Source organism: Streptomyces purpurascens (assembly GCF_045040895.1).
In the GTDB taxonomy this organism is placed as follows: Bacteria; Actinomycetota; Actinomycetes; order Streptomycetales; family Streptomycetaceae; genus Streptomyces; species Streptomyces purpurascens.
In genome coordinates this window covers 8,408,461-8,427,161 of sequence record NZ_CP108341.1, presented here as the reverse complement: position 1 = coordinate 8,427,161, position 18,701 = coordinate 8,408,461, and the positions used below count along the sequence as shown (strand labels likewise).

Annotated in this window: 19 protein-coding genes; 5 read left to right on the top strand and 14 right to left on the bottom strand. The window is 72.0% G+C overall.

Features of this window, described 5'->3' with window-relative positions; genetic code table 11:
- The first annotated feature begins 21 nt into the window (after positions 1 to 21).
- Positions 22 to 1,683: an amidohydrolase gene (locus OHU35_RS38285; protein ID WP_405508599.1), complete on the top strand. Its 1,662-nt coding sequence runs from the start codon at positions 22 to 24 to the stop codon at positions 1,681 to 1,683.
- 72 nt (positions 1,684 to 1,755) lie between these two features.
- Positions 1,756 to 2,511, top strand: coding sequence for a hypothetical protein (locus OHU35_RS38280; RefSeq protein ID WP_189722121.1), 756 nt, complete (start codon positions 1,756 to 1,758; stop codon positions 2,509 to 2,511).
- An 18-nt stretch (positions 2,512 to 2,529) separates the two neighbouring features.
- Here the strand turns inward: OHU35_RS38280 and OHU35_RS38275 are convergent, their stop codons facing one another.
- On the bottom strand, positions 2,530 to 3,933 hold the full coding sequence (locus tag OHU35_RS38275) for an MFS transporter (RefSeq protein ID WP_405509406.1): 1,404 nt from the start codon (positions 3,931 to 3,933) through the stop codon (positions 2,530 to 2,532).
- A 284-nt stretch (positions 3,934 to 4,217) separates the two neighbouring features.
- Here OHU35_RS38275 and proP point away from each other — a divergent pair, with 284 nt between their 5' ends.
- Both proP and OHU35_RS38265 read left to right on the top strand, forming a co-directional pair.
- Positions 4,218 to 5,714, top strand: a complete 1,497-nt coding sequence (gene proP / locus OHU35_RS38270; RefSeq protein ID WP_189722123.1) for a glycine betaine/L-proline transporter ProP — start codon at positions 4,218 to 4,220, stop codon at positions 5,712 to 5,714.
- Positions 5,715 to 5,824: 110 nt separating this feature from the next.
- Positions 5,825 to 6,238: an SRPBCC family protein gene (locus tag OHU35_RS38265; protein WP_189722124.1), complete on the top strand. Its 414-nt coding sequence runs from the start codon at positions 5,825 to 5,827 to the stop codon at positions 6,236 to 6,238.
- Positions 6,239 to 6,287: 49 nt separating this feature from the next.
- Here the strand turns inward: OHU35_RS38265 and OHU35_RS38260 are convergent, their stop codons facing one another.
- The 7 genes from OHU35_RS38260 to OHU35_RS38230 form a co-directional block, all read right to left on the bottom strand.
- On the bottom strand, positions 6,288 to 6,962 hold the full coding sequence (locus OHU35_RS38260; protein ID WP_405508597.1) for a phosphonatase-like hydrolase: 675 nt from the start codon (positions 6,960 to 6,962) through the stop codon (positions 6,288 to 6,290).
- Entirely contained in the window at positions 6,956 to 8,080 is a 1,125-nt protein-coding gene (locus OHU35_RS38255; RefSeq protein WP_405508595.1) for a TIGR03364 family FAD-dependent oxidoreductase, read from the bottom strand. The genes OHU35_RS38260 and OHU35_RS38255 overlap by 7 nt, the downstream gene beginning before the upstream one ends.
- Before the next feature lie 129 nt (positions 8,081 to 8,209).
- Positions 8,210 to 8,965: a GntR family transcriptional regulator gene (locus OHU35_RS38250; protein WP_405508594.1), complete on the bottom strand. Its 756-nt coding sequence runs from the start codon at positions 8,963 to 8,965 to the stop codon at positions 8,210 to 8,212.
- A gap of 51 nt (positions 8,966 to 9,016) precedes the next feature.
- Positions 9,017 to 10,201, bottom strand: coding sequence for an aromatic ring-hydroxylating dioxygenase subunit alpha (locus OHU35_RS38245; protein ID WP_189722128.1), 1,185 nt, complete (start codon positions 10,199 to 10,201; stop codon positions 9,017 to 9,019).
- 102 nt (positions 10,202 to 10,303) lie between these two features.
- Positions 10,304 to 10,951: a hypothetical protein gene (locus OHU35_RS38240; protein ID WP_359890215.1), complete on the bottom strand. Its 648-nt coding sequence runs from the start codon at positions 10,949 to 10,951 to the stop codon at positions 10,304 to 10,306.
- 69 nt (positions 10,952 to 11,020) lie between these two features.
- Entirely contained in the window at positions 11,021 to 11,899 is an 879-nt protein-coding gene (locus OHU35_RS38235; protein WP_405508592.1) for an alpha/beta fold hydrolase, read from the bottom strand.
- Positions 11,896 to 12,261, bottom strand: coding sequence for an STAS domain-containing protein (locus OHU35_RS38230; RefSeq protein WP_229872802.1), 366 nt, complete (start codon positions 12,259 to 12,261; stop codon positions 11,896 to 11,898). Before OHU35_RS38230 ends, OHU35_RS38235 begins: the two co-directional genes overlap by 4 nt.
- Before the next feature lie 167 nt (positions 12,262 to 12,428).
- On the opposite strand from OHU35_RS38230, the gene OHU35_RS38225 reads away from it, so the two are divergent.
- The gene (locus OHU35_RS38225; RefSeq protein ID WP_189722132.1) at positions 12,429 to 12,884 is read left to right on the top strand and encodes an ATP-binding protein; all 456 of its coding nucleotides are present in this window, start codon (positions 12,429 to 12,431) and stop codon (positions 12,882 to 12,884) included.
- A gap of 19 nt (positions 12,885 to 12,903) precedes the next feature.
- On the opposite strand, the gene OHU35_RS38220 is transcribed toward OHU35_RS38225, so the two are convergent.
- The 6 genes from OHU35_RS38220 to OHU35_RS38195 all read right to left on the bottom strand — a co-directional run bounded on the left by OHU35_RS38220 (position 12,904) and on the right by OHU35_RS38195 (position 18,700).
- The gene (locus tag OHU35_RS38220; RefSeq protein WP_189722133.1) at positions 12,904 to 13,578 is read right to left on the bottom strand and encodes a 4-carboxy-4-hydroxy-2-oxoadipate aldolase/oxaloacetate decarboxylase; all 675 of its coding nucleotides are present in this window, start codon (positions 13,576 to 13,578) and stop codon (positions 12,904 to 12,906) included.
- Positions 13,579 to 13,587: 9 nt separating this feature from the next.
- Entirely contained in the window at positions 13,588 to 14,814 is a 1,227-nt protein-coding gene (locus OHU35_RS38215; protein WP_405508589.1) for an aspartate transaminase, read from the bottom strand.
- A gap of 4 nt (positions 14,815 to 14,818) precedes the next feature.
- Positions 14,819 to 15,562, bottom strand: a complete 744-nt coding sequence (locus OHU35_RS38210; protein ID WP_405508588.1) for an SDR family oxidoreductase — start codon at positions 15,560 to 15,562, stop codon at positions 14,819 to 14,821.
- A gap of 46 nt (positions 15,563 to 15,608) precedes the next feature.
- Entirely contained in the window at positions 15,609 to 16,919 is a 1,311-nt protein-coding gene (locus tag OHU35_RS38205) for an MFS transporter (protein ID WP_189722136.1), read from the bottom strand.
- Positions 16,920 to 17,007: 88 nt separating this feature from the next.
- Positions 17,008 to 17,994, bottom strand: coding sequence for a biotin-dependent carboxyltransferase family protein (locus tag OHU35_RS38200; RefSeq protein ID WP_405508586.1), 987 nt, complete (start codon positions 17,992 to 17,994; stop codon positions 17,008 to 17,010).
- Positions 17,987 to 18,700: an allophanate hydrolase subunit 1 gene (locus OHU35_RS38195; RefSeq protein ID WP_405508584.1), complete on the bottom strand. Its 714-nt coding sequence runs from the start codon at positions 18,698 to 18,700 to the stop codon at positions 17,987 to 17,989. Before OHU35_RS38195 ends, OHU35_RS38200 begins: the two co-directional genes overlap by 8 nt.
- Position 18,701: the final 1 nt, after the last annotated feature.

Genomic DNA, 18,701 nt, shown 5'->3' with positions numbered 1-18,701 from the left:
ACCCCCATGGAGTTCACCCTCATGTCGCACCCCCACGCCACGGGACCGGCCGACCTCGTCTTCACGGGCGGCCCCGTGCACACCGTCGATCCCGCCCGCAGCCGCGCCACCACCGTGGCCGTGCGCGGCGGGCGGATCGCCGCCGTCGGCCACGACGAGGTGCGCGAGCTGATCGGGCCGCGCACCGAGGTCGTCGACCTCGCGGGGAAGCTGCTGCTGCCCGGCTTCCAGGACGCCCACGTCCATCCGCTGGGCGCGGGCATCGAGCTCGGCCAGTGCCATCTCGGCGACACCGTCGACCCGGCCGAGTACCGGCGCAGGATCAGGGCGTACGCGGACGAGCACCCGGACGCCGAGTGGATCACTGGTGGCGGCTGGTCCCTCGAGGCGTTCCCCGGCGGCTCCCCCACCGCCGCCGCCCTCGACGCGATCGTCCCGGACCGCCCCGTCTTCCTGCCCAACCGCGACCACCACGGCGCCTGGGTCAACAGCCGGGCCCTGGAGCGCGCGGGCATCGACGCCCGTACGCCCGACCCCGCCGACGGCCGCATCGAGCGCGACGCCGGGGGAAACCCCACCGGGATGCTCCAGGAGGGCGCGGTCCACCTGGTGGGCCGGCTGCTGCCGGACCCCACGCCCGAGGAGAAGCTCGCCGCTCTGCTGCGCGCCCAGGCCGTGCTGCACTCCCACGGCGTCACCGCCTGGCAGGACGCCATCATCGGCACGTACGCCAACATGACCGACCCGGCGCCCGCCTACATGGCCGCCCTCGACCGGGGCCTGCTCACCGCCCGGGTCGTCGGCGCACTGTGGTGGGACCGCGAGCGCGGCGCCGAGCAGATCGCCGAACTGGCCGCCGCCCGGGACGAGTTGAGCCGGGACCGGTTCCGCGCCGGCACGGTGAAGATCATGCAGGACGGCATCGCCGAGAACCACACCGCCGCGCTGCTCGACCCATACCTGACCGGCTGCGGCTGCTCCTCGGACAACAGCGGGATCAGCTTCGTGGAGCCGGGAGAGCTGCGGAAGTACGTCACCGAGCTGGACGCGCTCGGCTTCCAGGTCCACTTCCACGCGCTCGGCGACCGCGCGGTGCGTGAGGCGCTCGACGCGGTGGAGTCCGCCCGGGCGGCGGGCGGCCACCGCGACACGCGGCACCACCTCGCGCACCTGCAGGTCGTCCACCCCGACGACCTGCCGCGTTTCCGCACCCTGGGCGCGAGCGCCAACCTGCAGATGCTGTGGGCCGTGCACGAACCGCAGATGGACGAACTGACGCTGCCCTTCCTGGGTGCGGAGCGCGGCGGATGGCAGTACCCCTTCGGTGATCTGCTGCGCGCCGGCGCGACCCTCGCCGCGGGCAGCGACTGGCCGGTCAGCAGTCCGGATCCGCTCCAGGCCATCCATGTCGCCGTCAACCGGATCTCCCCCGACGCACCCGGGGGCACCCCCGCCTTCCTGCCGGAGCAGCGCCTCGACCTGGGCACGGCCATCGCCGCCTACACGGCGGGCAGCGCCTATGTGAACCACCTCGACGACACCACCGGCAGCATCACCGCCGGGAAGTCGGCCGACCTCGTCGTCCTCGACCGCGATCCCTTCGCGGGCCCGCCCGAGGAGATCGCCGCGACCCGGGTCCTGGAGACCTTCGTCGAGGGCCGTCGCGTCCACACCGCCGGGTAAAGGGCCTGGGCGCGGACCCGTAGGCGTGTTCCAATGCACCTGCGGGTGCCGCGTGAATCGGGGGGACGAGACATGGTGGAGTCGCCGGGACGCGAGGCGCTGCGGTCCGTTCTCTGGCTGGTGATCGCTGTCGCGGCTCTCGTCTTCGGGGTGGCGTCGGCCCTCGAGATCCGGGGAGCGCTGGAGCGGGAGCGGGAGTTCCGTGCCGCGCCGGCCTGTGCCTCTGTTCCGGTGCGGGCGTCGGGGTGCGTGTGGGAGCAAGAGTTCACGGTCCGGGAGGCCGACACGAACCGCGGTGAGCGGAACGCCTCCCCGGAGGCGGAGTTGGTGCTGCCGTCCGGCAAGCCGTGGAAGGTGACGTTCCTGCGGGCCGATCCCGTGGTCTCCGAACTGGAGCCGGACGACAGGGTCGTCGGCCTGATCTGGCACGGGCGGGTCGTCGAGGTACGGGACTCCGACGGGCGGCGGCAGCAGACGTCCTCCGGCCCGGTGGGGTGGCCCGAGGACCGGCTGGGCGGCGCGCTGGCCTGTGTGTCGTTCGGTCTGACGGCCCTCGTGGGAGGGCTGTGGCCGCTCCTCGCGCGGGGCGACCGGCGTCATGCGAAGGCGGGGGCCGTGGTGCGATGGCACGGTGTCGGCCTGGGCGCCACCGCGATCCTGACCCTCTGGGCCCAGTCGGCCAATGACTGGCCGATGTGGGCGATACCGGCGATCTGGGGGCCGCTCGCGCTGCTCGTCCTGGCCTCCATGACGGCCTTCGCCCTCGCCGCCGTCCGCGGCGACCTGGACGACGACGCGCCGCGGCGAGCCCAACCGCAGACCATGTGAGGCCCTGCCGCGTGCGCCTCAGGTCTGCCGGGCGTGCACCGGGCTGTTGGCGACGTCCTCCGTGCAGGTCCCGTGCGCCTGCCGGCTCCGCCGGTCGCGCCGCCAGTCGAACGTCGCGAGGGCCAGGGCGGCCGCCATGCCGACGAGTGCGGCGCCCAGTGCGATGACGAGGGCGCCCCGGTAGTCGTCGCTCCCGCCGAGCACGAGATAGAAGAGGCCGGGCAGGACGGCGGTGCCCACGGCGGCGCCGAGCCGCTGCCCGGTCTGCAGAGCCCCGCCCGCCGCACCCGCCATGTGCACGGGCACATCGCGCAGGGTCATGGTGATGTTCGGGGAGATCACGCAGCCGCTGCCGGCGCCGCCGAGGAACAGCAGCGGGGCGGCCGCCCAGGGCGCGATGTCCAGGGGCGCGAAGCGGAGCAGCAGCGCGGTGCCGCCCAGGCCGGCGATCACCGCCGCGAGCCCACCGACGGTGAGCATGCGCCCGAGCCGGTCCACCAGCCGCCCGGCGATCGCGGCCGCGCAGGCCGAGCCGAGGGCGAAGGGGGTCACGGCGAGGCCGGACCGGAGCGGGGAGAAGCCCAGACCGTCCTGGTAGTAGAGCGCGAAGACCAGCCAGACACCGCTGAAGCCGACGAAGTAGAGCGTGCCGACGCCGGCACCGACGGCGTAGCCGCGCACGGTGGTGAACAGGCGCGGATCGAGCAGCGGCTGGGTGCCGCGGGCCACCAGTCGGCGCTGCCGTCGGGCGAAGGCGACGAGGAGCGCCGCACCGGCGGGGAACAGCCACCACAGCCGTCCGAAGCCGCCGGAGCCAGCCTGGACCAGCGGAAACATCAGCGCGAGGACACCGAGGCCGAGGAGCACGACCCCGGGCAGGTCCACATGGCCCCGGCCGGAGCGCCGGGTGCGGGGCAGCAGGCGGCGGCCGAGCAGGACGGCCAGGATGCCGATGGGGACGTTGACGTAGAAGATCCACCGCCAGCCCTGGGCGCCGTCGGCCAGGGCGAGGATCATGCCGCCGACGAGGGGGCCGACGGCGGAGGAGATGCCGACGGTGGCGCCGAAGAACCCGAAGGCGCGACCGCGTTCGGCCCCGCGGAACATCTGCTGGATGAGCGCGGAGTTCTGGGGAGCCATGAAACCGGCGGCCAGGCCCTGGGCGAGCCGGGCCGCCACCAGCAGCGCGATGCTGGGGGCCGCCCCGCAGGCCGCGCTGAAGACCACGAAGCCTCCGAGGGCGAGGAGGAAGATGCGGCGGCGGTCCAGCGCGTCACCGAGGCGGCCCGCGGTGACGAGCGCGAGAGCGAAGGCGAGGGCGTAACCGGACACCACCCACTGCACCTGCGCGGGAGAGGCGTGCAGGCCGCGCTGGACGGAGGGCAGGGCGACCACCACGATCGAGACGTCCAGCAGGCTCATGAAGCCGGCCACCAGTGTGACCCACAGGGCCCGCCACCGGCGCGGATCCGGCTCGTACCCGGCAGCCTCCTGTGCCGACGCTGTCACCTGGGCTCCTCTCACCGGGGCCCCACCTTCACCCGGGGAATCACGTTCCCCCACCAGGGGACGGGCACACGCCTCAGCCCGCAAGCGGAACAGGCCGGACGCCAGGAAGATCGTCTGTGACGTGAACGGGCGTTTGAGCGCGCGAGAACTGTGCAGGCGTTGTGCTTGGGAAAACGACCGGCGAAAGGAACGACGTAATGGCGGCGCCCGACAATGACGAGTCGGTGGATCCCGCGGCTGTGAGACGACACCGGGTTCTGTTCCGCGCGATCGAGAAACGACGCCACCCGAAGCTGCGCCGCAGCGACATCACCGTGACCGACGACGCGGCGGTCAAGCGCGCCACGAAGGCCGCCGCCCTCGGCAACGCGATGGAGTGGTACGACTTCGGCATCTACAGCTATCTGGCCGTGACCATCGGGAAGGTCTTCTTCCCGTCCGGGAACGACACGGCCCAGCTGCTCAGCTCCTTCGCGACGTTCGCGGTGGCCTTCCTGGTGCGTCCGCTCGGCGGCATGGTCTTCGGGCCGCTGGGCGACAAGGTCGGCCGCAAGCGCATCCTCTCCCTCACCATGATCATGATGGCGGTGGGGACCTTCGCCATCGGCCTCGTCCCCTCGCACGACGTCATCGGCCTGTGGGCTCCGGCCCTGCTGATCTTCTTCCGGCTGGTGCAGGGCTTCTCGACGGGCGGGGAGTACGGGGGCGCCTCGACGTTCATCGCGGAGTACGCGCCCGACAAGCGGCGCGGCTTCTTCGGCAGCTTCCTGGAGCTGGGCACGCTCGGCGGCTATGTCGGGGCCTCCGGTCTCGTCGTCGTCCTCAACAGCGTGCTCAGCGCGGACGAGATGCTGGCGTGGGGCTGGCGCATCCCCTTCCTGGTGGCGGCGCCGCTCGGGTTCATCGGTCTCTATCTGCGGCTGAAGCTGGACGAGACGCCCGCCTTCCAGAAGCTGGAGGGCGGCCAGGTCAAGGCGAGCGAGGCAGCCGATTCCGTGGAGACTTCGGCCACCGGTGACCTCGGCAGGATCTTCACCCGGTACTGGAGGCCGCTGTTGCTGTGCCTCGCGCTCGTCGCGGCGTACAACATCAACGACTACATGCTGTTGTCGTACATGCCGACGTACCTGTCCGACGAGCTGGGCTACGGCACCAATCACGGGCTGCTGATCCTGCTCCTCGTGATGGTCCTGCAGATGTGCGTGATCAACTACGTCGGGCGGCTCTCCGACCGCTTCGGGCGCAAGCCGCTGCTGATGACGGGGATGCTGGGCTTCCTGTTCCTCTCCGTGCCGTCGTTCCTGCTCATCCGGCAGGGCAGTGTCGTCCTCATCGCGCTGGGACTGCTGCTGATGGGGCTGTCCCTGGTGATGATGCTCGGCACGATGTCGGCGGCGCTCCCGGCGATCTTCCCGACCCACGTCCGCTACGGCTCCCTCTCGGTGGCCTACAACCTGGCCACCTCGCTCTTCGGCGGTACGACGCCTCTGGTGATCACCGCTCTGATCAGCGCCTTCGACTCGACCCTCATGCCGGCGTACTACGCCACGGGCGCCGCCGTCATCGGCGTCATCGCCGTCCTGTGCATGCGGGAGACGGCGAACAAGCCCCTGGCGGGCTCGCCGCCGTCCGTGGAGACGGAGGCGGAGGCGGAGGAACTCGTCCAGGCGCAGTCCCCTCAGCCCAAGTTCTGACGACGTGAAAGGCCCCGTCCGCGTGGTGCGGGCGGGGCCTTTCACGGTTGGGTCCTGGCAGGCCGGGAACGCGGTGCGCTGTACGACCCCGAAGCGAGGCAGGTACCGCGATGACCGAGTACGAACGTTCCCGCACGATGCCCGCACAGCCCGAGCATGTCTTCGACGAGGCCGCGAACGTCGGCCGGCTGGACTCCTGGCTGCCGGAAGCCCTGCATGTGCGGGCCGAGGAACTGCCCGCCGTCACCGTGCACGAGGACCGCACGGACGAGGACACCTCCGCCCTGCTGCGCGCCCGGCGCGATCAGATGCGGATCGAGTGGGGCACCCGGGACCAGGGCGGCTACGCGGGATGGCTCCAGGTCGCCGGTCTCGGCAGCGGAGCCAGTGAAGTGACCGTGCACCTCTCGTTCTTCGACGCCGGCCACGATCCAGGCGAGCGGGCCGTCGGCGACGCGCTGGACACCAGCCTCGAGCGGCTGGAGGAGCAGGTGCGGCTGCGCGTCGACCACGCGGCCGGCTGACCGCGGCACACGCGACGGCTCGCGGCAGGCAGTGCGCCGATGCCGCGACTCACCCGAGCACTCGGGGCAGGTCCGCCACACTGTCCAGCACGTGCCGCGCCCCCGCCGCCCGCAGCGCGTCCGCGTCGTGCGCGCCGGTCAGGACACCGGCGACCACGCCCGCCCCAGCCCGGACCCCGGTGAGCATGTCGAACGAGGTGTCGCCCACGACGGCGATCTGCCGGACGTCGTCCGCCGCCGCGGTACGGAGGAACGCGGTCAGGACCATGTCGGGGAACGGTCGCCCCCGGCCCCCGGCGTCAGCGGGGCACAGCGTCAGCGGCACCAGGTCCTGCCAGCCCAGCGCGGCGAGGATCGCGTCCTGTGTGGTGCGTGCGAAGCCGGTGGTCAGTACGACGGTACGGCCCTGGGACGTGAGTGCCTCGATGGCCTCGCGCGCACCGGGCAGGGCCGCGACCCGGCCGCCGTCGACGAGTTCGGAGTAGGCCTTCTCGAAGGCCCGGTTGGCCTCCTGGGCCTTCGCCTCCTCCCCGAACAGATGCCGGAAGACGGAGATCTTGGACTCGCCCATGGTGGCGCGGACATAGTCCAGCATCGCGTCGGGGTCCGCGCCGAGGCGCCCTGCCGCCGCCGCGAACGCCTGCTCGACGAGGCCGCCGTCGGCGACGGTCGTACCGGCCATGTCGAGGACGACGAGTCGGATGTCCTCGGGTGTGTCTACCATCCCAGCTCCTCGGCGGTGGTCTCGGCTATCGCGGGCGAGCAGGTCATGCCGCGCCCGCCGGGCCCGGTGACGAGCCACACCCCGTCGCGCACCTGCTGCCGGTGCACGACCCGGGCGGTGTCGGTGCACTGGGCGTACACCCCGGCCCAGCGGCGCCGGATCCTCGGCAGCGGGCGGCCGAGGAGGGACTCGACGACACCGGTGAGGTGGTCGTAGGGGTCTTCGAGGGTGTCGAAGGCGAAGGGGTGCTCGTACTCGTGGGTGTCGCCGATGGTCAGCCCGCCGTCGGCGCGCTGGACCATGAGCAGCTGCATCCGGTGGGCCGCGGCGGTCTCGGTCTGCGGCCTGCCGGCCTCGAGCGCGTCGAGTGCGGCGGAGGCGTAGGCCGGGTAGTAGCGGAAGCTGTCGGCGTCGGCGACCGAGGTGGTCAGCGGCTCGCCCAGTGGGTCGGTCTGCATCATCTGGAGGCGTACGCGGCGCACGGGCAGGCCGGGTCCGGCCAGCTCGCGGACCAGGCCGCCCAGCCAGGCGCCGGTGCAGAGGACGACCGCGTCGCCCTGGTGGATGTCGCCGTGGTCGTCGCGGACGGCGCCCGGGCCGACGACGTCGCGGACCTCGCGGCCGGACAGGAAGCGGTAGCGCGGGGACTTGAGCAGTTCCGCGCGCAGGGCGAGCTGGGCGGTGCGGGGCTCGACGGCCGCGTCGCGCTCGCAGTACAGGGCGGCGGTGAACTCGCCGCGCAGGGCGGGGTTCAGGGCGCGGGCCTCGCCGGGGGTCAGCAGCTTGTAGCCGCGGGCGGCGGCGTCCGGTCTGGCCACGGCGGCCTCGGCGACGGCGAGTTCCAGGTCGCCGCGCACGGGGGTGAGGGAGCCGTTCGGGCGGAAGCCGAGGGCCGGGACCCGGCCGCCGATCTGTTCCCACAGCTCCCGGGCCCGCAGGGCGGTGTCCAGTTCCTCGCCGCCCGCGCGGCCACTCACCCAGATCTGGCCGAAATTGCGCAGGGACGCGCCACGCGCCTCCGCCTCGCGCTCGATCTGTACGACCTCATGGCCGCGTTTCACCGCCTGCCAGGCGTGCATGGTGCCCACCACGCCGGCTCCGACGACTGTCACTCTCACGTCCTGCACGCTCCTTGTACTCGGGGGCCGGATGGGTCCGGCTCCCTACGACAGCGTGAACCAGCCACCACTTTTGGGCTAGACCCGTTATCATTTCGTGATCTCGGAGAGGGTGAGATCTGGATGCCTTCAGCCGTGCAGACGGGTCGTGAAGGAAAACCGGTCGCCCCGGTAGAGGGCCCGCACCCGCTCCAGCGGCTGCCCCTCCGTGTCCCGGGACACGCGGTGGATCAGCAGCATCGGCAGCGCGGGCGGCGTCCCGATGAGCAACGCCTCGCGCGGCGTGGCCAGTACGGTCTCGATGCGCTCGTCGGCGTCGCCGAATCCGATGTCCTGGCTCTTGAGCCAGGCGTAGAACGAGGAGTCGGGGTCGAAGTCGCTGTCGAGCCGGGGCACCCGGGCCACCGCGACGTACGTGCTCTCCAGGCCCACCCGCTCGTCGTCGGCGAGCAGCACGCGCTCCAGGTGCCAGACGGGCTCTCCCCGCCGCAGCCCGGTCTCGGCGGCGAGCGCGTCCGGGCAGGGGAAGCGGTCGAGGGTGACGAGACTCCGTCCCGGGGTCCGCCCCTGCCGCCGTACGCCTTCCGTGTAGCTCGCGAGGGACAGCGGCTGCTCCAGCTTGGGCCCCGCGACTACGGTCCCCCGCCCCTGCCGCCGCAGCCTGCCCTCCAGCACCAGCTCACGGATCGCCTGCCGGACGGTCTCGCGGGCCACCTCGTACCGCTCGGAGAGCTCACGCTCGGTGGGCAGCGGTCCGCCCTCCCCCAGTTCCTCGACGAGCCGGTCCAGCCGCGCCTTGACCGCGTAGTACTTCGGGATGCGGCCGTGCTCCGGGATGCCGGAGCGGACGGGGGCGCCGGGGGCCTGGTCGTTCGGGTAGTCCACGCGGAGATCGTCGCATGACGGCCCGTTCCCTCGAGCCGGCCGCCCCGACGGCTACCTCGGCGCCCGGGTGTCGCCGGACGCCGATGCCAGGCCGTCGCACGCCTGGGCGGTGCCGCACGCGGCGGCTCGGGGCCGGATGGGGACGCCGTTGGAGCGCAGCACCTCGCGGACGTCCAGGATCAGGGAGAACACCTCGTGGTTGCGGTCCTCGCCCTGCTCGTCCCAGGCCCGCTGCTCGGCTTCGACGGCCATGCGGTCCTCGGCGAAGACGCGTTCGGTGAAACGCCTGATGAACGGCCAGGCCAGCTGGAGCGCGCCGGGAACCCGGGGCTTCTCGATCATCAGCAGACCGTAGGTGTGGCAGACGCGCTGCTCGGCGTCCTCGGGCACATAGGCGGCCCAGAGGCGGAAGGCCGGACGCTCGGCGTTCTCCGGGACCAGGTCGAGTGTCTGGTACGGGTACGCGGTGCGGATGGTCATGATGTCGCTGGAGTCGCTGCCCCTGATCCCCTCGGCGGCCAGCAGGCTGGCGCCGCGGTTCCGCTTCCCCCCTGCGTGGGTGAACAGATAGCGGGCCTCCACCGACCGCGCGTCGGTCCGGTGTTCCAGCAGTTCGGGGTGGAGCCTGCCGACGACGCCCCGGTGCAGGAACTGGTGGTTCATGTCGAGCAGGTTCTCGTGCATGAACGAGTAGTGGCAGCGCACGGTCCGGGAGTAGGTCATGGTCCTGTACCGCGGTGAGCCGAAGGCCGGAAGCTCGGGCAGGGCGGTGTCGGCCGCCTTGTCCGGGTCGCCCGGGAAGACGAACACCAAGCCGTAGGCCTCGCGGACGGGGTAGCCGCGCACGCCGCGCGGCGGCCGGCCGTCGTCGCGGGACAGATACGGGATCTGCGAGATGCGGCCGTCACCGCGATAGGCCCAGGCGTGATAGCAGCAGCGGAGGGTGTCGCCCTCCACGACGCCCATGCTCAGCGGCACCTGCCGGTGCGCGCACCGGTCCTCCAGCGCGTGCACGGTGCCGCTCTCCCCGCGGTAGAGCGCGATGCGCTCACCCGCGAACGCCGTCGCGACCACCCGCTTGTTCCGGACGCTCCGGGACAGTGCGACCGGGTACCAGAAATCGGGGTGCGCGCCGACGCGCCGGAGGTCGGTCGCGCCGGTCCCGGGGCCGGGGTGCGGCGAGGGCCGGCTTCCGTCCTCGGCAGGGAGGATCCTGGCCCTGTCGGTCTCCGCCATACCTCTCCCTCGCACGCACACGGCTGTCCCGGGCACCTCCATCCTGAAGGCCGCCTCCCGGCCACGCCTTGCCCAGCGCGTGCGGACGGGTGAGTCGCGCGTTCAGTGGGCGAAGGGCGGCGCGAAGCAGCCGCTCTCCGGGTACGGGCCGTTGGCCACCGCCGAGAAGTTCGTCTTCTGGACGAACGCCATGACGCAGGCGTCGTCGTGAACGCGCAGGGCGACTTGCGCCCCCTCGGGCGTCACGTAACCGTCGTCCTTCCAGCGTGAGGACATCTCGGTGACCGTGAGCGTCCCGCCGAGCCGCTTGCCGTCCCGCGTGACGCGCTCCTCCTCGTAGCCGAGCCGCAGCAGGGCCTCGCGCACCGTCGCGGGGTCCCACGTCCGCCGCTTCCACAGCCGTTCGAGCACCGGCCTGATGCGATCGGCCTCCCGCTCGGCATCCTTCGCGTGGGCCGGGGACATCTCTCCGGGACGGCGGTGGCCGTTGTTCTCGTTGTAGTGCGGGGCCCCGTCACCGGCCCCGGGCTCCACGTACGGCGACGCTCCGGCAGCACTGGGCGAGGCTCCGGCAGCACTGGGCGAGGGCCCGGCAGCACTGGGCGAGGGCCCGGCGGACCTGCTGGGAGCGGCCCCGGCCGTCGCGCCGGAGGCGTGCAGATCACCGCAGGCGGTGAGGGTCAGGATCGCGACGAGGACGAGCCCCACGGCGGCAGCAGGGGCCCGGCGGGCGGAGGTTGAGGCGGACATGCAGCGACCCTCTCATCGCGACCGGCCGACCGGATCGGTGGTTTCGCGGGCCTCACTGAGTACGCGTACTCATGACGGCGGGACGTCTGGAGGCATGGCGAGTTCCCCCAGGACCCGGGCCGCCGGCGCCGGGTCGACCAGCCACTTCAGGTGGCTGCCCTGGAGGGTGCGGACGTCGTACGGGTTGTCCGGCGTCAGCCGGTCGCCCTCACGGATCAGCCGGTCCTGCAGGGCGAGGGGCATGCTCGCGTCGTCGGCCAGGCGGACGAAGGTCTTCGGGACACGGCCCCAGGTAGCGGCCTGTGCCCGGTCGGTCGAGGCGCCGGCGTCCAGGTTCTCGTCGGGCTGGAAGGTGTTCAGGAAGGTCAGGAACTCCTCGTCGGTGCCGTCGGCGAGGAAGGCCGCCTTGAACGCCGCGAGCGCATCCGGGTCGGCGGTGCGGAAGTTGACGCGGAGCAGGCCGAGTTCGGCGGGGTCACCGGCCATCGCCGCACCCAGCGCGGCGACGTCGACCGTGGCCATCTCCGGCTCGGCGTAGTAGGCGCCGACGTCGAGATCGACCGGGCACCAGGCCGCGACGTAGACGATGCGGTCGATCAGGTCCGGCCGCGCGTTGGCCGCGGCCGTGGCCGTGACGCCGCCCCGGCTGTGGGCGACGAGGATCACGGGGCCGTGGCGCTTGGCCCGTTCCAGGACCCCGATGAGGTGCGCGGCGTTGTCGGCGAGCGTCACACCCTTGATCGAGCCGGGCGCTCCGGCGAGCCCTTCGAGATCCTGCGGCGCCTGATACGCGCGGGTGTAGGTCGCCCCGAATCCGTGGCCGGGCAGGTCGACGGCGACCGAACGGTGTCCGAGGAGGCCGAGTTCGGCCTGGAGCGGTGCGAAGGAGAAGGAGTTCGCGAAGGCTCCGTGCACCAGCACGAACGTCGGCTGCCGCTGTCCGCTCACGTCAGGGCCTCCTCGACCGTGGAGTGGCAGGCGACGACGGAGTCCAGGCCGACGAGCTGGACCACCCTCATCACCGATCCCCGGACCCCGGCCAGGCGCAGCCATCCCTGGGCGGCGTCGGCACGCTGATGGGTGTGGATGAAGACGTTGATGCCGCTGGAGTCGATGAAGGTCACGCCGCTGAGATCCGCCACGATCCGGGGCGCCCCGCCATCGCCGTCCCGGGGCGACAGGGCTTGCTGCAGTGCGTCCTTGACTCCGTGGTCGATCTCGCCGCGCAGGGTCACGACGCGGATGCCGTCGACGGTGGAGTGTTCGATGGACAGCCGGTCCGGCCGGCTCGTCCCCTGGTTGTCGGTCACCGTCTCCTCAACTGCGCCTGGGCTGCCCCGTGCAACGTCTGTGCCGACGATTGTGCCGCACTCGCCCGGCCGGACGCATCCGATCGACTGTGCCGAACAACACGCCCGTGGCATGCATGACAAAGTGAGGGGTACACGCACGCGCGTGAACGGGGAGTTGAAGGACGATGCTGTTGGAGCCGCAACCCGACGGGGACCGCAATGAGCCCGGCGCCCGACCGACGCAGGTCGGCTACGCCTTGGGCGGGGACGACGGCTGCATCGCCCAGGCCCGGCACCACGCGGCCGACTTCCTCACCCGGCTCCGGGAGGAGCACGACGTGGACGTCTCCCCGCGTGCCATGGACCTGACCCAGCTGGTCGTCAGCGAGCTGGTCACCAACTCCCGCAAGTACGCCCCCGGTCCCGTCCTCATGGAACTGCGCGTCGCGGGCGCCGCGGTGGAGGTCGTCGTGTGGGACAGCGACCCCGCCGTGCCCGCGGCCCGGGCCGCCGACCCGGACCGCGTCGGCCAGCACGGCCTGGAGATCGTCAAGGCCGTCGCCCAGGACCTCGACATCGAGCGGCAGCCGGTCGGCAAGCGCATCACCGCCCGCATCTCCCTGACCGACACGAGGCCCTGACCGGCACACCCTTCGCCCGCTACTCCTCGATCACCAGTCCCTTCGCCGCGAGCAGCGGCTCGAGATTGCAGATGTCGATGACGGTCCGGCCCGCGCGGTACGCGGCGATGTAGTCCGCCTCGGTGTCGACCCGCTCCTGTGAGGCGGCGGCCACCTCGGCCGCGTCCTCGCGGCGGACGAGGACCACGCCGTCGGCGTCGGCCCGCATCACATCACCGGGTCGGACGAGCACGCCGCCGACGGTGACGGGCTCGCACATCGGCCCGACGGTCTCCTTGACCGTGCCCTTGATGGAGATGCTGCGGGAGAAGACGGGGAATCCCAGGGCGCGCAGGTCCTCGGTGTCCCTCACGCCGGTGTCGGTGATCAGGCCGCCGAGCCCCTTGGACCGGCAGGCGTTGGCGAGGACGTCCCCGAAGGAGCCCGCCTCCTCGTAGGCGCCGGCGGAGACGACGATGACGTCCCCCGGGCGGGCGTAGGCGATGGCGGTCTGAAGCATCAGGTTGTCGCGGGGTGCGCACTGGACCGTGAAGGCGGGGCCGCACAGGGACATGCGGTGGTCGACCGGCTTGATGACCGAGTCCAGCGCCCCGAGCCGGCCCTGCGCCTCGTGGATGGTGGCCGAGGAGAAGGCCCGCAGCCGCTCGACCAGTGCGGCGTCCGGCCGCTCGAACTTCGTGCTGACGCGGATCATGACGACCTTTCAGACGGAGGGAACGGCGGAGGGGGCGGCGGACAGGTCGGCGCACGCCGTCGCGATGCGCGCGCAGGCCTCGGTGAGCACGTCCGTCGACGTGGCGAAGGAGATGCGGAAGTAGCCGGGCGCGCCGTACGCGGCTCCGTGGATGACCGCCACCTGCCCGCTGTCGAGGAGGTGGCGGGCGAAGTCCTCGTCGCTCTCGATCCGGCTTCCCGACGGGGTGAACTTCCCGATCGTGCCTTGGCAGTTGACCAGGAGGTAGAAGCCGCCGTCGGGGACGGTGCAGCGGAGACCGGGAATGTCGTTGACGAGCTTCACGGTGGCGTCGCGGCGTGCGCGGTAGACGCGCACGGTCTCCCGGACGAAGTCCTGCGGTCCGGTGAGCGCGGCAGCGGCGGCGGCCTGGCTCACGGAGGAGGGGCAGGAGGAGGTCTGGGACTGCAGCGTGTTGATCGCGGTCACCAGGTCCGCCGGGCCCACGCCGTAGCCGATGCGCCAGCCGGTCATCGCGTACGTCTTGGAGACGCCGTTGGTGAGGAACACCCGCTCGGCCAGGAGGGGTTCGACGGCGGCCAGGGACGGGGCGTCCTCCTCGCGGTACCAGATCTCGTCGTAGATCTCGTCGGTGAGGACGCGCACCTGCGGATGGTCCAGCAACACCTGGGCGAGCGCCCGCAGTTCGGCGGTGGTGTACGCGGAGCCGGTCGGGTTGCCGGGGGTGTTGAGGACGACCCAGCGGGTGCGCGCGGTGATCGCCGCCCCGAGCCGCTCCGGAGTGAGCTTGAAGCCGTCCGCCTCGGGGCAGTCGACGACGACCGGGGTGCCGTCGTTGGCGCGGACCATGTCCGGATAGGACACCCAGTACGGGGCGGGGACGATGACCTCGTCCCCTTCGTCCAGGGTGGCCATCAGGGCGAGGAAGATGACTTGCTTGGCTCCGCCGCCGACCGCGATCCGCGCGTCGGTGCACTCCAGCCCGTGGCGCTCGCGGAGTTTCCCGGCGATGGCCGAGCGCAGCCGCGGGGTGCCGTTGACGGGGGTGTACTTGGTCTCGCCCGCCTCGATGGCCTCGATCGCGGCGGTCTTGACGTGATCGGGGGTGTCGAAGTCGGGCTCGCCCACGGTCAGGTCGAGGATGGTGTGGCCCTGGCTCTTCAGCTCGCGCACGCGCTGGGCTGCCGCCGTGCTGGGCGAGGGCTTGATACGGCGTACCCGCTCTGCCGTGTTCATGCGATCAGCCCTCCCTGCGCTCGAAGTTGAGGCCGCCGGGGACCTGGAAGGTGGGCAGGATCTCGATGTGGCCGATGTTGACGTGCCGGGGTGAGTCGACGGCGAACTCGATGGAGTCGGCGATGTCCTCGGGCTTGAGGGACTCGTAGCCGTCGTAGAACCGCCGCTGGGCCTCCTCCATGTCGCCGAGCAGACGGCCGAAGATCTCCGTCTCCACGCGCCCCGGGCAGATCTCGGTGACCCGGACCCGGCGGCCGTAGCCGTCGACCCGCAGCTGGCGGGAGAGGGTGTGCACGGCGGCCTTGGTGGCGTGGTAGATCGTGTTGCCGCCGAAGTTGTAGACGCCGGCGATGGAGCTGATGTTGACGATGTGGCCGAGGTCGCGCTCGACCATGCCGGGCATGAGCAGGCGCACCAGGTGCAGAACGGCCTGGATGTTGACGGCGACCTGCTCGTCCACGGCGAACTCGTCGGCGGTCAGGATGTTGCCGGTGCGCGAGACACCCGCGTTGTTGACGAGGACGTCGATCTCCAGGCCGTCCAGTGCGGCGGTGAGCGCCTCGGTGTCGGTGATGTCGACGGCGTGCGGGATGCAACCGGTGTCGCGGGCGAGCGCGTCGAGCCGTTCGGCGTTGCGCGCCACGGCGTGGACCTCGAGGCCGTGCTTGGCGAGTCGCTCGACGACCACGGCTCCGATGCCGGTCGACGCTCCGGTGACGAGGGCCGTCCTGTAGTCGGAGATGGGCATGCTGCTGTGCTCCTTGGGGTGGGGGGCGTGCGGGTGCGTGGGTCGGTCAGGCGTCGCGCAGGGGCAGGTGGGCGCGGTCCTTCACCCGGGACACGGCGATGAGGGTGCCGAGGGCGGTGACGACGGCGTAGAAGGCCGGCATGTTGACGTTGCCCGTCCGGGCGATGAGGTAGGTCATCAGCAGCGGGGCCGTGCCGCCGAACAGCGCGGAGGAGACGTTGTAGCCCAGGCCGTAGGCGGAGTAGCGCACGCGGGTGGGGAACAGTTCGACGAGCAGGATGTGGATGACGCCGGTGTGCCCGGCGAACACGACGGCCATGACACAGGCGCCGACGACGGCGAGGGCGAGGTTGCCGGTGCCGATCAGGAGGTAACAGGGGATACCGACGACGGCCATGGCGATCGCCGAGCCGGCGATGACCTTCTTGCGTCCGATCCGGTCGGAGAGACGGCCCATGTAGGGGATGGCGATACAGATCGCGACCAGGCTGGAGGCGGTGACGAGCAGCCCCTGGACCTTGCCGAAGTCGAGCTCGCTGCTCATGAAGGTGGGCATGTAGCTGAACAGGACGTAGTACCCGGAGCCGTTCATCAGGGGGATGAACAGGGCCAGCAGCATGGCGCGGCGGTGCTCGGCGGAGGTGAACGCTTCCTTCAGGGGGTTCTTGGACAGGCCGCCCTGTTCCTTCAGGCGGTTGAAGTTGGGGGTGTCGCTGATGCGCTTGCGGATGTAGATGCCGGTGATGCCGAGCGGGACGGCGAGCAGGAACGGTATGCGCCAGCCCCAGGACTCCATGCGCTCGTCGCCGAGTCCGCTGGTCATGGCGGCGGCGACCAGTGTGCCGGTGAGCAGGGAGAGGAAGGAGGCGATCTGCGCGTAGCTGGTGTAGAGGCCGCGCTTGCCCTCCGGGGCGTGCTCGGCGAGGAAGCTCATCGCACCCGACGCCTCGCCGCCGACGGAGAAGCCCTGGGCGACGCGCAGCAGGATCAGCAGGACCGGTGCCGCGATGCCGATGCTCGCGTAGGTGGGCAGGATGCCGATGGCCGCGGTGGCGACGCTGATGAGCATGATGACGAACACCAGCATCCGCTGGCGCCCCATGCGGTCGCCGAGGTGGCCGCAGATGATGCCGCCGAGGGGGCGGAAGAAGAAGGAGACGGCGTACCCGAGGAAGACGAGCATGATGGCGTCGTCGGAGCCGGGGAAGAAGACGGCGGCGAGCGTTCCGGCCATGAAGCCGAAGATGCCGTTGTCGTAGAGCTCGGCGAAGATGCCGACGCATCCCGCGAGGGTGACCTTCCGGGCTGTTCTGGGGTCGACGGTGTTGGGGACTGGCTGAGCGGCCATGGTGGTCATGGCGTCTCCTGTCTTGCGGCGGGCTGGGGACGAGGTGAGGGGCTCCGTGCGGGCGGGCGAGGGGGACGGGCGGGGAGGCGGCCGGGCGTCAGGCCGGGTCGGGAGCGCGGATGCGCAGGGCGTCGAAGGCGGTGCGGACGCGGGTGCGCAGGGCGTCGACGGCGCCCCGCTGGGCGCGGTGGGCGGTGACCGCCTGGTCGAGGGTGCGGTGGCGGAAGCGGATGCTCTGCCCGGGGCGCACCTGCCCGAGGGCGGACAGGCCGGTGGCGGTGACGACGGCGAGGACGGGGTAGCCGGCCGTGACGCCGCGGCCGCGGTGCAGCACGAGGAGTTCGTCCCCCGCCGGCACTTCGACGGCGCCGATGGGGACGCCGCGGGAGAGGATCTCGCCCTGGGTGACGCGGCGGGGCACGTCGCCCTGCAGTCGCAGGCCGATGTGGTTGCTGCGCGGGCTGACGGTGAAGGGAGCCTCGAACAGCCGGCTTCCGGTGTCTCCGAAATCGGCCCGGTCGGGGCCGTCGGTGACGTCGATCGTCCAGGTGGCGGGGAACGGGGGGACGGGGGCGTTCAGACGGAACAGCGGGATCCGTGAGAAGGGGTGGTCGAGGGGCGGACAGGCCGCGCGCAGCACGAGTTCGTCGCCGCTGCTCAGGGCGGGGCCGAATCCCAGGATGGTGTCGGGGGCGCAGCTGCCCTGAAGGTAGTCGGCTTCGAACGAGCCGAGCACGGCCAGGTAGACGCGCAGTCCCCGGCGGATGCCGGTGACGCGAAGGGTCTCGCCCGCGCACACGGAGACCGGTTCCCACTGGGGGCGGACGCCGCCCTCGACGGTCACGTCGGCGGGGGCGCCGGTCACGGCGACGAGGATGTCGGCGGAGGGCACGCACGCGAAGTCGAACGCCGTGATCTCCAGCAGCGGGGCGCGGTCGTCGTTGCCGCACAGGACGTTGGCGACGCGCGCCGAGTGCTGGTCGGCGGCTCCGCCGGCGGGCAGACCGTAGCGGGAGCGGCCGACCCGGCCGAGGTCCTGCACGGTGGCGATGCCCGGGGTGCGGATCGTGAGGGTGTCAGCCATGGCAGGCCGCCAGGGAGGTGCCGGCGTGGTCGTCCCACTCGTCGGGTGTGATGGGGACGAAGCGGAAGGTGTCCCCGGGCCGGTAGGCGGTGATCGGGTCGCTGTGCAGGTCGAGGACGCGCACCGGGGTGCGTCCGAGGAGCGGCCAGCCGCCGGGCGAGGGCATCGGGCAGATGACCGCCTGCCGGCCGGCGACGGCGACCGTGCCGGGGTCGACGTGGGTGCGGGGCGACGCCAGCCGCGGCACCGGTTTCGGGAAGAGCGGCCCGTCCGTCATCGGCGCCCCGGCGGGCGCGCCGAGGCAGCGCACGGTGAGGTCGCTCCCCGAGTGGAGGGCGACGACCTCGCTCTCGGTCAGGTCGAGTTGGCGGGCGACCTCGGGCAGGTCGGGCCCGTGGTCGCCGCCGTAGACGACCGGCACGACGAAGCGTCGGGGCGGTACTGCCGGCGCGGGGTCCGGTCCGAGGCGGGCGGCCTCGTGCGCCACGATCCGCCGGACGGTGTCGTGGTCGGTGCCGGTGCAGTCGAACTCCACGAGCAGGGCGTCGTAGGTGGGCACCACGTCGTGGACTCCGGGGAGCCGGACCGTGTCCAGGGCGTCGGCCAGGGCGTGGACGAGCCGCCAGGCGTCTTCGGCGTCCAGGCCCACGGCCCTGGCGGTCAGGGCGGAGTCACCGCAGTCCGTGATCGTGATGTTGCCGTTCATG

Excerpts from the sequence above, each read along its gene's own strand:
- OHU35_RS38285 (WP_405508599.1), top strand. The coding sequence starts at position 22 with ATGTCGCACCCCCACGCCACGGGACCGGCCGACCTCGTCTTCACGGGC.
- OHU35_RS38280 (WP_189722121.1), top strand. The coding sequence starts at position 1,756 with ATGGTGGAGTCGCCGGGACGCGAGGCGCTGCGGTCCGTTCTCTGGCTG.
- OHU35_RS38275 (WP_405509406.1), bottom strand. The coding sequence starts at position 3,933 with ATGAGCCTGCTGGACGTCTCGATCGTGGTGGTCGCCCTGCCCTCCGTC.
- proP (WP_189722123.1), top strand. The coding sequence starts at position 4,218 with ATGGCGGCGCCCGACAATGACGAGTCGGTGGATCCCGCGGCTGTGAGA.
- OHU35_RS38265 (WP_189722124.1), top strand. The coding sequence starts at position 5,825 with ATGACCGAGTACGAACGTTCCCGCACGATGCCCGCACAGCCCGAGCAT.
- OHU35_RS38260 (WP_405508597.1), bottom strand. The coding sequence starts at position 6,962 with ATGGTAGACACACCCGAGGACATCCGACTCGTCGTCCTCGACATGGCC.
- OHU35_RS38245 (WP_189722128.1), bottom strand. The coding sequence starts at position 10,201 with ATGGCGGAGACCGACAGGGCCAGGATCCTCCCTGCCGAGGACGGAAGC.
- OHU35_RS38240 (WP_359890215.1), bottom strand. The coding sequence starts at position 10,951 with ATGTCCGCCTCAACCTCCGCCCGCCGGGCCCCTGCTGCCGCCGTGGGG.
- OHU35_RS38225 (WP_189722132.1), top strand. The coding sequence starts at position 12,429 with ATGCTGTTGGAGCCGCAACCCGACGGGGACCGCAATGAGCCCGGCGCC.
- OHU35_RS38220 (WP_189722133.1), bottom strand. The coding sequence starts at position 13,578 with ATGATCCGCGTCAGCACGAAGTTCGAGCGGCCGGACGCCGCACTGGTC.
- OHU35_RS38215 (WP_405508589.1), bottom strand. The coding sequence starts at position 14,814 with ATGAACACGGCAGAGCGGGTACGCCGTATCAAGCCCTCGCCCAGCACG.
- OHU35_RS38210 (WP_405508588.1), bottom strand. The coding sequence starts at position 15,562 with ATGCCCATCTCCGACTACAGGACGGCCCTCGTCACCGGAGCGTCGACC.
- OHU35_RS38205 (WP_189722136.1), bottom strand. The coding sequence starts at position 16,919 with ATGACCACCATGGCCGCTCAGCCAGTCCCCAACACCGTCGACCCCAGA.
- OHU35_RS38200 (WP_405508586.1), bottom strand. The coding sequence starts at position 17,994 with ATGGCTGACACCCTCACGATCCGCACCCCGGGCATCGCCACCGTGCAG.
- OHU35_RS38195 (WP_405508584.1), bottom strand. The coding sequence starts at position 18,700 with ATGAACGGCAACATCACGATCACGGACTGCGGTGACTCCGCCCTGACC.